This window comes from Biomaibacter sp. TOL (assembly GCF_059717795.1).
Window position 1 is genome coordinate 2,786,362 of the sequence record NZ_AP046092.1, and the last position, 13,477, is coordinate 2,799,838.

Annotated in this window: 11 protein-coding genes; all 11 read left to right on the forward strand. The window is 35.8% G+C overall.

Annotated features, from left to right (window positions below; all coding sequences use genetic code 11):
* Positions 1-13 precede the first annotated feature (13 nt).
* Positions 14-1,084: a type I CRISPR-associated protein Cas7 gene (locus AC6I1H_RS13775; RefSeq protein ID WP_497738114.1), complete on the forward strand. Its 1,071-nt coding sequence runs from the start codon at positions 14-16 to the stop codon at positions 1,082-1,084.
* A gap of 2 nt (positions 1,085-1,086) precedes the next feature.
* Positions 1,087-1,851 carry a CRISPR-associated protein Cas5 gene (gene cas5 / locus AC6I1H_RS13780; RefSeq protein WP_497738115.1) on the forward strand — a complete coding sequence of 255 codons (765 nt, stop codon included), beginning with the start codon at positions 1,087-1,089 and terminating at the stop codon, positions 1,849-1,851.
* 19 nt (positions 1,852-1,870) lie between these two features.
* Positions 1,871-4,276, forward strand: a complete 2,406-nt coding sequence (gene cas3 / locus AC6I1H_RS13785; protein ID WP_497738116.1) for a CRISPR-associated helicase Cas3' — start codon at positions 1,871-1,873, stop codon at positions 4,274-4,276.
* Between the two features lie 96 nt (positions 4,277-4,372).
* Entirely contained in the window at positions 4,373-4,663 is a 291-nt protein-coding gene (locus AC6I1H_RS13790) for a DUF4351 domain-containing protein (RefSeq protein ID WP_497738117.1), read from the forward strand.
* Between the two features lie 115 nt (positions 4,664-4,778).
* A complete protein-coding gene (locus AC6I1H_RS13795) occupies positions 4,779-6,182 on the forward strand; it encodes a sugar transferase (RefSeq protein ID WP_497738118.1) in 1,404 nt (467 codons plus the stop codon).
* Between the two features lie 269 nt (positions 6,183-6,451).
* On the forward strand, positions 6,452-7,300 hold the full coding sequence (gene cmr1 / locus AC6I1H_RS13800; protein ID WP_497738119.1) for a type III-B CRISPR module RAMP protein Cmr1: 849 nt from the start codon (positions 6,452-6,454) through the stop codon (positions 7,298-7,300).
* A complete protein-coding gene (gene cas10, locus AC6I1H_RS13805) occupies positions 7,297-9,618 on the forward strand; it encodes a type III-B CRISPR-associated protein Cas10/Cmr2 (protein WP_497738120.1) in 2,322 nt (773 codons plus the stop codon). Before cmr1 ends, cas10 begins: the two co-directional genes overlap by 4 nt.
* Positions 9,609-10,697: a type III-B CRISPR module-associated protein Cmr3 gene (gene cmr3, locus AC6I1H_RS13810; RefSeq protein WP_497738121.1), complete on the forward strand. Its 1,089-nt coding sequence runs from the start codon at positions 9,609-9,611 to the stop codon at positions 10,695-10,697. The genes cas10 and cmr3 overlap by 10 nt, the downstream gene beginning before the upstream one ends.
* A complete protein-coding gene (locus AC6I1H_RS13815; protein ID WP_497738122.1) occupies positions 10,694-11,893 on the forward strand; it encodes a hypothetical protein in 1,200 nt (399 codons plus the stop codon). The genes cmr3 and AC6I1H_RS13815 overlap by 4 nt, the downstream gene beginning before the upstream one ends.
* Positions 11,894-11,910: 17 nt before the next feature.
* Entirely contained in the window at positions 11,911-12,885 is a 975-nt protein-coding gene (cmr4, locus tag AC6I1H_RS13820) for a type III-B CRISPR module RAMP protein Cmr4 (RefSeq protein ID WP_497738123.1), read from the forward strand.
* Complete coding sequence (gene cmr5 / locus AC6I1H_RS13825) at positions 12,863-13,477, forward strand: type III-B CRISPR module-associated protein Cmr5 (RefSeq protein ID WP_497738124.1); 615 nt, start codon at positions 12,863-12,865, stop codon at positions 13,475-13,477. The genes cmr4 and cmr5 overlap by 23 nt, the downstream gene beginning before the upstream one ends.

Genomic DNA, 13,477 nt, shown 5'->3' on the forward strand with positions numbered 1-13,477 from the left:
GGAGGAAAAGAACGTGGCTATTTTGAACAAAAACAGCGAGTTTTTGTTTGGATTTGAGGCCGTGCTGACAAATCCGAACGGTGATCCGGATCAGGAAAACAAACCCAGGATGGATTATGAGACGTCAACCCTTCTGGTAAGCGATGCGCGGCGCAAGAGGGATTGCAGGGAATTTTTAAAGAATAAAGGTTATAAGATATTTGTGGATACGCTGGCCGATATTAAAGTCCCCATGGATAAGATGTTTCAAAGCATAGCTGAAGAATGGCTGGTTGACAAGAAAAGAATGGATGCCCTTCTTGAGAAAAACGAATCGCTGAGACAAAAATGGGTAGATGAATTTGGAGAGGAAAAATGCGATGATTATTTATCTGCATACAATAAAAAGGCCGAATCAAAAACAAAAAATAAAGAAAAATTTACACAGTTTAACAACATATTTTTGACAGAGATAGTTAAACAGTCTTTGATAGATATCAGGTTATTCGGCAGCGCCATGGCAGTCAAGAACTTGACAAAAACTTACACCGGACCTGTACAACTTAGCTGGGGATATTCTCTCCACCCTGTGGAGCTTGTCAAATCGAACACCATAACTTCTATAATGAATGAAGACAGTTCGACATTTGGCAAAAAGTATAAAGTTTATTACGCCTTGGTGGCTCACTACGGCACCATGAATAAATTTAGCGCCAAACAGACGGGAATGACGGAGGAAGATGCTGACCTTTTTCGGCATGCATTGGTCCAGAGCCTAATGGCAAATCAAACCGACAGTAAACAGGGCCAGCAACCACTATTTTATATTGAAATAATATATAAGCCTGAATTCGACGGGTATTTGGGGGATTTGAGGCGCTTCTTGAGCACCTCGTATGATGATAAAAAGCCCATCCGGTATCTCGACAATATCACTGTCGATTTTGCCAGCCTTTCTCAGGTGATAGAACAAATGAAGCAAAAAGGCTATATTGACAGGGTTATAGGCTGGATGCATCCATTTAACCAAAAAATAAATTCATTGATTAACCTGCCTACATATGAAGCAGTGGATTTGTGGGCTCCTGTCAAGGTGGCTGATTAAACATGAAAGTTGTATCATTTATACTGAACGGCAAAATGGCGCATTTCAGGAAGGTGTACTCAAATGCTTCGGCCCTTTCATATTTTATACCGCCCAGGACTACAATATCCGGCATAGCGGCCGGGCTGCTGGGGATAGAAAGGGATGAATATTATGATGCGTTTTCTGTTGAAAATTGCGATATTGCTTTGGCCTGTCTAAATCCTGTTAAAAAATGCATGCAGAAACTGAATAATTTGATGATAAAGGGAAAAAATGATTTAAACGGTTCAAAAGAAAATCATAGCCAAATACCCACGGAATTTGTCGTGCCTTATAATATTCGCACGGGGCATGTAAGTTATCAGGTTTGGATTCATCATTCGGACAAAAAGATTATGCAGGAATTGGAATGGATAATAAATGATATGCCGGTCTATCATAGCCGGGGGATCGCGCTTGCCCTCGGAAGCGCTTTCAGCCTCGGCTGGCTGGAAGGCGGGGGCATCTATGAGGCCCAGGAGAACAAACAAGAGGGGACGGTGGATGTATATTCCGTAATGCCGCTAGATGATATAAGCAATATAAGATTATACAGTATACCTGGCAGGTCTTACCGGATAGTAAAAGAAGAAGTTCTTTTAGAGTTTAAGGGAAATAAAAAAAGAGAAATCACGGAAGACGGCATTAAATATATGGTGATTAATCTTGATGGAGGTCCGTTACAGGTAACAGCCAGGCATTATGTAAAACTGGACAATGGGCGAAACATTATGTGGATGAAATAGATAAGAGGGTATTCGGCTTATGGGTTATCTTGCGCATTTTGATAGAAAAAAAGGCTGCAAACAGGCCTTGAATGAGCATTTAAAAGGCGTAGCAGAACTATGCGCTGGGGAAGTGCCGGTTGTGGTAAGATTTGATGGCATCGACAATGAACTGATAAGGTATTTGGCTTATCACATTGGATTTTTTCACGATATCGGCAAGTATACGGATTATTTTCAGATGTACATAAAAGAACAGCGCTATTCCCCTTTTAAAAATCATGCTCATATTTCTGCATGCTTTTCTTATTTGTTTTTGCTGGACAACATTAAATGGGAAAATAAGGATGATTTTTCTAAATATATTGCAATATACCTGTGCTATATTGCAGTGCGAAAGCATCACCTCACGCTGGATTTCGATTGCCTGTTTCCCATAGAGCAGCGGGAGGCTATGTGGCAGGAACTTGATGTTATAAGGGAAAATATGATAAAAAACCAGGACGATATTACGCGTGATTTTTGCGGCATGAATTTGAAGGGCTTTGTTTCATATCTGGATCTGGAGAGGCTGAAAGGGGACAAAGAACATTTCGCAAATATGCATCAGTTGCTAAGAATGGGCCTTTTCGCCGATGATCGATGGTATTTTTTCCTAATATACATTTTCTCGTTGCTTATAGACAGCGATAAATTAGATTCGGCTGGGCTAAAGCACAGAAAGAGAAAACAGGTTTTGCCCGAAAGAGTAGCCGAATATTTGGCCTCAAAAGAGAGTAGCTATACTGATAAGGCATTGCTCTTGCAAAGAGAAAATGCCCGCATAGAAATGTTAAACATCATAAACGGCTTGACCGATGACCAGGTAAAAAATAGTAGATTCTTCATTATTACCGCTCCTACTGGAATTGGTAAAACTCTATCGTCGTTGCAATGTGCTTTGCGTCTTCAGCAGAGGATAAAAGGCATTGAGGGGCATCTGCCGAGAATAATTACAGCCATTCCTTTTATCAATATTATAGAACAGACCCGAAAAGAATATAAAAATGTCATTGCAGGCAAGGCAGAACTTGTAGTGCATCACAGGCTGGCTGATATTACTTCCAATATTGAATTTCATGAAGAAGTACCGGTAGGCAAGGTTTTGCTTGAGATGGAGGCATGGGAAGGCGATATGGTCCTGACCACATTTGTCCAGTTTTTTCAGTCTATTTTCACAGGCAGGAACAGCGCTTTGAAAAAGCTCAACAAACTGGCTGGCAGCATTGTTATACTGGATGAGGTACAGGCGATGCCGGAAAAGTATATGCCGCTGGTCGGCGCCGCATTGCAAAAAATAGCCGAATATTACGGTACAAGATTCATACTCATGACAGCAACACAGCCCAGAATACTTGAGTTTGGCGATTTGCTGCTCAAAAATCATAGATTGAGTAATGAAAGAAGTATTGACTTATTTCCATCCTCACAAAAATACTTTGCTCAGTTGAAAAGGACAAAATTTGTCCCTGAGCTTGAAAAAGAGATGAATACCAGGGATTTTGTCGAGTTTTTTATGGAAAAATGGAATGTGCTCAAATCTGCTGCCATAGTAGTAAACACGATAAAAAGGAGTATAGAAATCTTCTATGCATTAAAAGACGAGTTTAAACGACGAGGCGTTAGTACGCCTGTTTATTATCTATCGACTAACATAATACCGTCAAAGAGAATGGCAGTTATTGATGAAGTGGATAAGCTGTTGAAGGCAAACGAACCCGTTATACTGGTATCCACCCAAACCATAGAGGCCGGAGTTGACCTTGATTTCGACATGGCTTTCAGGGATTTTGCACCATTGGATTCATTAGTGCAGACAGCAGGCCGTGTAAATAGAAATGGCAGAAAGGGCGAATACCTGCCTGTCTATATCATGAGGCTGGCACATGATAGCGATTATATATATTACTTTTTCAACAGAAGATTAACGATGGATTTGATGAAAGATAAAGAATTGTACGAATGGCAGTATAACGAAATTATAAATTGTTATTATAACAAGATATTAAAGTCGGGCATACCTCAGGAATCAAAAGACATTTGGGAAGCAATACTAAAGCTGGATTTCAAAAAGATTCAAGAATTCCGGATGATAGAAGATTTATCTGATATGTGCGATGTTTATGTTGAAAAGGATGATAAAGCTTCTTTGCTGGCCGACGAATTCGAAAATATCATTATGAAGCGTGGCGACTATGAGGATTGTGATTCATTTGAGCAAAAGGCGCTGTTGAGAAATGTCATGTCTAAAATGAATGATTATATTATTCAAGTCAGGAGAAAGAAGGTTCATTCCGGGCTGCTGCTTAACTTTGAAGAAAGAAATGGCGCACAAAGCTTTCTTCGATGGATACCTCGTAGGAATGTAGAAAAGTTATATGACGAAGAAACCGGTTTTAGATACTGAACCGTCGAACTGTGCGAAAAAAGTTCATCAGAAGCAAAAAGGCTTCTGGAAGCAGCCTTCAGGAAAAATATAATAAAAGCGGTGGAGGTGTATAAGATGTATGAGGACATGATAAACGAAGAAGTTCAGGAATATGTGATAAAGACGCTGAAGCAGACGAAGCTTAAAATTTATACCGAGCAAGAATTAAAAGAGAGTGAAGAGAAAGGTATTGAGAATAGGACTAAGGAACTGGCCGTAAAGCTGCTTAAAAAGAAGCTTCAGAACATACCCGATGATATTATAGAAACCATTAATAAATCTAAAGACATCCATAAAATAGAAAAAATGATGGAGGATATTTTTAATATAAATCATGTAGATGACGTCAGAAAATATTTGAATTAAGGTTATAAGGGGGGATAGTAATTTAATTTATGAAAATTATGGATAGACTTTCAGAGGATATAGATGCTGTAAATAAAAAATAGAATTTGGGGGATAATTTCGGGGGGTAATATAATTGAGAGGAAGAAAATTGGGTTTTTTAGATTCTTTTTTTATAGTGATAACAGATGTATTATTAATAAATGCCGGATATATTCTGGCATTTATTATTAGATTCGGTTATTTGCCCACACAAAACTATAATGATTATGTAAAGATGATACCTTGGATTATTGTTTTGACATTTTTCTTTTTTAAAATATATGGATTATATAATTTGTATAGAAAAAATCTTGCTGATGTTGCGTTTTCATCAGCTATTTCAATTGTAATGATAATGGCATTCACCATGGCTTTAACCTTTTTTTATAGAGGCTTTGCCTTTCCTAGAAGTGTATTTTTAATAGGAGCAATGATACAATTTCTGCTGATATTGCTGTGGAAAATATACTGTTTATTTTCAATTAAGCGTATTCATGGCGTACAGAAAGTAGCATTGGTAGGTTCAAAAGAAGAAGCTTTTGAAGCGGCATATAAGTTCAAGAATATATCAGACGGATGGTTTGAAATAAAGTATGTGATAGACGAAGACAATATCGAATTTATTTATGATGTAATGCAGGACATCGATGTATTATGTTTTTGCCCTGGCTTATCAACGGAATTGAAAGGAAAAGTAACGATAGAGGCTGTGGAAAAAAAGAAGAAAATTCTTCTTGTACCGAACATGTATGAGCTCTTTGTTTCAAAATCTAATTTTACCAGAATAGACGACATGCCGGTGTTTGAATTGACGGAATTAAGTCTTTCTTTTGACCAAATTGTATTGAAAAGAATTTTTGATATAATACTTTCCATTACAGGCCTTTTAATTGCTTTTGTCCCTATGTTTGTGATTTCGTTATGTATTAAACTGACTTCACCAGGGCCTGTCTTATATCATCAAAAAAGAGTAGGCCAATATGGAAAACCATTTATACTTTATAAATTCAGGACGATGATAGATGGTGCCGAAAATGATTCTGGCCCAGTGCTTGCAACAAAGAACGATCCCAGAATAACCCCTGTGGGCAGATTTCTAAGGGCAACACGCATGGACGAAATTCCGCAGCTTATAAATGTATTGAAAGGGGATATGAGCCTCGTGGGCCCAAGACCCGAAAGGCCTTTTTTTGTAGAGAAGATTATTAAAGATAATCCTCATTATGGGTATAGGCATATTATAAAACCAGGCATCACTGGCCTTGCACAAGTGATGGCTAAGTATACTACTTGTGTTGAAGACAAGTTAAGATACGATATATTGTACATAAGAGATTATTCAATATTGCTGGACATACGGATTCTGTTCTATACTTTCAAAGTAGTATTTTTAAAGGATAGTGCACTGGGTTATCCTGAAACCGATTATACTAAAGATGTATTTAAAGGAATAAAAATCTTGGCAAATGATACGATAGCTGCTTCAAAAGAAGAATGAAGTATTTTGCGCATCGCCTCCTCCACCATCTCCCTGCCCTTTCACAACAACCTCTCCGATGAAGAAATAGACTACGTGGTGGAAAAAGTGAGGGAAGGGATTGAGAAGTTCGGGGGATGGGGAAATAATTTCATTCAAATTTTTATTTTTGTCGAGATGTGTCGAAATATTTATAATATTAGCGTTGTTATTTGCAGGATAAAATGGTAAAATGAATAATGTAAAAGTCAGATAAAAGAGCGGTAAAAAGGGTGGGAAGGAGGTTATAAATGGAAGAGTTAAAATTAACTTGTGAAGTTATAACTCCTATGTTCATGGCAGGGGCTGATGAAAAAACTCCTGAGCTAAGGCCTTCAGAGTTTAAGGGAATGATGCGATTTTGGTGGAGAGCGATAAAAGCAGAAGATGATATTGAAAGATTAAGAAAAGAAGAAGCGAAACTTTTTGGTGGGACAAGAGAGGGAGAGGGAAAGAGTAAGGTTAAAATTAGAATCTTTCCAAGAAAAATTGAGATTGGTAAAGCAAAGCCTTTACCGCATCGCGAGACTAAACAATTCGAATTATCATCTATATTGCCTACTTCAACATTTGAAGTTGTTTTATCATGCCGGAATAATTCGGAAATTGATTTTTACAAAGATTTATTTCTTGCTTCTATAGTTTTGGGCGGATTTGGTAAAAGGTCAAGAAGAGGGTTTGGAAGTGTTAGGGCTGTTTCAATAAATGATGAACTTTTTCGGCAAAATGTCGATTTAAATTTTATTGCTGGTTTACTTAACAGGATTAGAAATAATACATATAGAGTTGAGGAGGGGAAAATTATTAACAACAAGCGAGGCGGAAATTATCCATGGATTAAAAAAATCGAAGTGGGAAAACGTGTGGATAATTTTAATGACCTATTGAAAAAAATTGGTCAAGCCTCTCATAATAATAGTAATCCGTCTCTTGGATTTACGGCTCCAAGAATGGCTTCTCCTATTTATGTCTCAGTCATAAGACAAATTGGTGGATATATACCAGTGGTAACTACTTTAAATAGTAGGTTTCCATCAAATTATCCAAGATGGGATTTTAACAAACAAAATTCTTTTATTAAAGAGGTGACATCTGTGTGACAGATTTTACTCAAAAATTAAAACAATTTTTACATGCTGTTTTGCCTGCAGATACACGAATACCCGACCATTCAATTTGGGAGCACTTAAAGATTACTTCTGCTATAAATGCTTTTGAAAACTTTCAAAACAACTCACTTTTTCTTTTTGCTGTAGGACCTGTACAGGGATTTATCTCTCAAGCAAGGAAAACTCAAGACTTATTTATGGGGAGCTTTTTGCTTTCATATTTAACCTTTATTGCTATGACAGAAATAATTGATGTATATGGACCGACGAATATAATTTATCCGGACCTTTTTGCTCAGCCTTTGATGGATTGGTATGTAGAAAAGGAACTTCATATACAAGCAAAAAATTCTACTTCACGACATATTGACCAACCAACGATTCCCAATAGGTTTGTAGCTATAATTCCTGAAACCAGAAAAAGCCAAATAGAGAGATTAGCTCAAAAGATTGAAGAAAATGTTAGAAAAGAATGGGAGAAAATAGTATACGAAGTTCTAAAGTCATTTGAAATATTTGGAGATATAATCGGGTTAACTAATAAGAGCAAGATTTCTGATGAAATAATTAAAAAACAAACTAAAGGTTTCCCGGAAATTTATTGGGTGGCTTTGCCTTTTAAAAATGATGATAAAGATGTAACAATTGCAGAATTTAAAGATTTTTTTGAAGATGATATAATACAAAACTGGCAAAATTTATGGGACTTTGCTAAACACAGAGGGGAACACATCCCTAATATTGGATTAATATACCAACTCAGTTATTCTGCCCTTGAAAAATCAATGGGAGCAAGAAAGAACTTAAGGGATTTTGAACAGACAGAAGAATATGGCAAGAAGTGTCACATATGCGGTGAAAAAGAGGCAGTGATAAAAGAAGGATTGGGAAGTCTTGAAGTGGGCAGATATATTGACGGAAAAGAAGGGCTTTGTTTACAGTGTTTCGCAAAAAGAGCGCTTAATAAATATTTAGAAAAGGAAGATATGTTTGGGCCAGCATTTAAAGATTTTTCTTTTCCTTCTACGGCGGAAGTTGCTTCGGCAGATTTTAAAGCAAAAGTTTTAAAAAATGCGAGGAATGAATTTAAAGATTATATCAAAGCTTATAAAGAAATGCTTGGTGAATATGCATTTAATCAGGTACGAACAAAGTTTCTTCCGAAACTTCAAAAGGAATTTGCAGATATTGAAAACATAGACGGCGAGTGGTTTTTTGAGGAAAATGTGAGAGCAGAATCTATTAAAAAGCAATTTGGCATTGAAAAAAGCAAGGAAGAGATTGATGATAAGCTAAAAAAATTAATTGAAAAATTATATCATGCAGGCAAACCCAATCCTTATTATGCCGTCATCTTGCTTGACGGTGACGATATGGGAAAATGGCTTTCAGGCACGTTGCTGCCGAATATCGAGTATGCGTATAATTCTGAAACATGGGAAAAACTGCCTGAAAAATTTAAAAATGAATTAAAAAAACTTATGGAGAATAAATTTCTTACACCGGCGATACACGCTTCTATTTCTCACGCTTTGCGAAACTACAGCATTGAATTTGTAAGAGAAGTTGTTGAGGAGGAACATCTTGGGAAGCTTGTATATGCCGGTGGCGATGATGTTTTTGCCTTTGTCAATTTAAAAGATTTGTTTGAAGTGTTGAGAAAATTGAGGGCAGCATTTTCTGGACATATAAAGATTGAAAATAATGAAGTTAAAGTAGATTGGAGCAATAATACGGGTTTTGTTGAGAAGGATGGAAGATTGCTTTTGACTATGGGCAAGAAAGCAAGTGCCTCCTGCGGGGTGGTAATAGCTCATTATAAAATGCCTTTAAAAATGGTTATTGATAAAGCAAGAGAAATGGAGAAAAAAGCAAAAGAAAATTTCAATAAAGATAGTTTTGCCATAGCGTTACTTATGCGTTCAGGAGAGGAAAGAATCGCAATAAGCAGCTGGAAGTATGGAGAAATTGATATTTTGGAGAAGTTAGAAGAGTTATCCAACGATTTTAAAGAAAAGAAAGATGAACCGTGGGTTTCGGATAGAATTATTTATACTTTGGGAAAAGAATTTGCCAGATTAAAAGATGATAAGGGAAGATATTTAAAAGCAGGTATAATTGATACAGAGATAAAAAGAATTGTAAATAGAGCAACTCACGCAAAAGATGAAGAAAAAAGGAAGAATTTTGCGGAAAAAATGGTAGAAACATTGCAAGATATATTCTGGAAGATAGAAAATATGGATAGTTTTTTAAATCTCCTTGAGATATCTGTTGCTGTAACAAGGGGGAATAAGGAATGTTCATAAAAATTAAGCCTCTTGATACATTTTTTTTCAGGACAGCAAGACCGTTTACAAAAGGGGAAGATACATGGTCAGATTTTGTGTTTCCCCCTTATCCGTCGACCTTGTATGGTGCTTTAAGAAGCTTTGCAATCTTTCAAAAGGGAAAATTAAAAGATTTTTATGATGGAAAGTTTAGAGAAAATTTAGGAACACCTAATGAAAAAGGCAAAATGAAAATAAAGGGCCCAGTGTTGTTTTTTGAAGATGAGGCTATATTTAAAGCTCCATATGATTTAGTAAAACTTAAAGAAGGCGATGGATGCTTGTACCCTCTGCAATTTTGTCAGAAACCTTCTTTGATGTTTAGCAAATACAACCTTGATAACATTGTTTTGTGGAAGAGAACCGAAATGGCAGATGATATACAAGGATGGCTCAGATTTTCTAGGTTTGAAGATTATTTAAAAACAAAAAAAGAGAAGTTTGAATACAGAAAAAATGAAGATTATTTTTTGAGAGAAGAGAAAACTGGCATTACTCGTGATGGGGTAAGCAAAACTTCAAAAGAAGGCGATTTATACCGTATATCAATGATAAGAATGAAGGAAAAATCGGGATTTTTTGCAGAGATTGAAGGCATCAATGATTTCCCTGAAAAAGGAGTTCTTCAACTTGGTGGAGAAAGCAAGGGCGCGGTTTTTGAAAAATGCGAAGACTTAATGAAAGATTTAAAAACCATAAAACTTAATTTAAAAGAAGGTTTATTTAAGGTTTATTTTGCAACTCCTGCAATATTTAAAAAAGGATGGCTGCCTGATTGGATAGATGAAAATACATTAGAAGGCCAAGTTGGTGGAATAAAATTAAAACTTCTTGCCTGTGCCATTGGAAAACCGATTCCTGTGGGAGGTTGGAATTTGGCGGATAAATGTTCAAAACCATTGAGAAAAGCGGTTCCCGCAGGAAGTGTTTATTATTTTAAGGTTCTCAATGGTGCGGATGTGGATAAAGTTAAAGAAGTCTTTCACTTAGAAAATATTTCAGATATAAACGCAGAAGAAGGATTTGGATTAGCAATTGTTGGGGAGGCGGGGTTATGAAAAGAGTAATTACGATGGTTGGAACTTCAATTTTTGACAATTATAAGGATAAATATAAAGATGACAAAAATTTTGCTGACGATGTCGAGGAATTGAGAGATAAAAGAGCTTCTGAGTATGAAGAAGCTGTACGGATAATAGAAAGGATAAAAAATAAAATTAACAAATGGATCGAAAAGGAAAGGGATAGAGAAAATATTTCGGCAGAAATAAAAAGCCTTGTGAAATTGAAAGAAGAGCTAAAAGATGAATTTGAAATATATCTTCTTTGTTCTGATACAATTTTGAGTAAGGTTGCAGGAGAAATTATAGAAAATTTTATTACCTTCAATTTAAATATGTTTAACGCTAATGATCTTAAATGCTATCTAATTGATGATCTTCAAGTTAAAGATAGAACAGAGTTCTCCCGGGGAGGGATGACCAACATAATTAAGAAATTTTATAGTATTTCAAATGGATTTTGGGATGATTTGATTATTAACATCACTGGAGGTTTTAAGGCAACTATCCCATATTTGACTATTTTAGGACAAATAAATCGATGCCCCATTTATTATATTTTTGAAGCCACAGATGTATTAATAAGAATTCCTCACATTCCTCTCGATGTGAACTGGAGAATTTTTGAGGGAAATGAAGCCTTTTTTATGGAGCTTGAAAAGGAAAAAACCTTTGAATTGGCAAGTGGAATTGTTTACCATGATGAGATAGAAAGTTTGATTGAAAGGGAAGATAATTTAATAAGCTTTAATCCGCTAGGTGTTGCTTTGTGGGAAAAATATAAGGAGAGATTTGAACTATTTTATATATCAGAACTGGCTAAAAAGTATATTGAAACTCAGGATCAACAAATAAAACAGATAAGTGAAAAATCTTTTTTAGAACTTAAAAGAAGATTAAAAGAGAATCCTTCAGATCCTGACCTTGACCATAAATTAAAAGATATGGAGTTAAAGGGATTTAAATGTTTTAAACATAAAGAAGAAAACTTGCAGGTGAGAATGCTTTATAAAGTTAAAGAATGGGAGACGGTATATAAGAATAAAGAACTTAATATTTATATTGCCGATATTGCTATAGGCAGAGATGTTCACAACGCAGGCGATGAGAGTGAGTACATCCAAAGATTTAAAGACGATTTGACTAAAATACAAAATTTAGAAGAATACAAAACTTATCGCATTGAAAAATGAACAGGGAGGTATTTGATATGTTTCTCAAATTTAAGCCGTTTTTTTTAATTGCAGAAACTCCGCTTCATCCAGGAAGTGGAAGCGAGACTGGTATAGTGGACTTACCTATTCAGAGGGAAAGGCATACTAATTTCCCCAAGATTGAGAGCTCGGGATTAAAAGGGTGTATCAGGGAGGCATTTGAGAATTCAAAAAAGAAAATAAAGATAGACAATCAAGAGGTAATGATAAATAGAAATATAGAATTATTATTTGGCACTGGAGGAAGTGATGCTTACGCAGGCTCTCTTGCTTTTACTGATGCAAAAATTCTATTTTTCCCTGTTAAATCTTTAAAAGGTATTTTTGCATGGATTACTTGTTTGCCGGTAATTGAAAGGTTTAAAGAAGATATGAGAATTGCAGGAATAAAACTAAAAGATTTCCCGTCCGATATTAAAGAAAACACTTTACCTCAAGATTCAGATATTAGAATTTCCTCGGAAGTTGTGCTGGAAGAGTTTACATTTAAAGTTGCGCTGGACAGCGAAACAAAAAAACTTGCTGAATGGTTTGCGGAGAGGATATTCCCAAGGCAAGAGGCAAATGATTACTATAAATTTTGGAGAGAAAAATTTAAGAAAGACCTTGTAGTTCTCCCGGAAGATGATTTTACTGAGTTTATTTCGACGTCGACTGAAGTTATTGCAAGAACAATAATCGATAATACAACGGGAACAGCTGAGAATCTTTGGTATGAAGAATATCTTCCCCAAGACACTATTTTATATTCTACTGCTATGGCAACCGGGGTTCGAATTAAAGAAGATAGCAAAAAAGGCGTATTTAAGGCTGATACTTCAGAAAAAGAGGCAGAAAAAGTAATTCAATTTTTTGAATCGGGTATTCCTGAGAGAATACAACTAGGTGGTAATCAAACCATTGGTAAAGGAATTACGAGAATACAGATTCTAAGAGAGGAGGGTAAGGATGGTTCAAGAAACGACGATTAATAAGCTTGAAAGAGGAAGGGCAGAGTTTGCTTATAAGTGTGTAAAGGACACAATCATGTTAAATAGTGATAATGATAATATAAAAAAGGTTTTGGATGATTTTGTCCACAATATTAAATCTAACATTGAAAGAATCAGCAACAACGATCAAAAACAAAAACTTTTAAAACGGCTTGAAGAAATATATAAAAAACCAGATACATACTTGAAAAAAGAAAACTATGATAGGTTAGCACAGGATGAAAAAGAAAAAATTATTGGCAGCTATATTAAGCTTCTTCAAAATTACCGCTCATATTCTCGAAAAATACCCACAATGATACTTACGAATGGGCTTGGCCAAACTCTAGCTTTTGTTAAAGCAAAATCTGATAAAGAGACTGCCTATAAATTGCTATATGTTCAGATTACAGAATACATTAGAAGCGACCAAACGTTGAGAATTAAAATGCCACAAGAGAAGAGCGATTTAGTAGAATGGGCGATTTCTTGCAGTACCACAGAATATCGATATATCACCCAGGAAATGCTTGCTTTCTTAAACTGGCTTAGAAGGTTTACAGAAGGAATGATTGAAGAAGGAGGGAGGTGA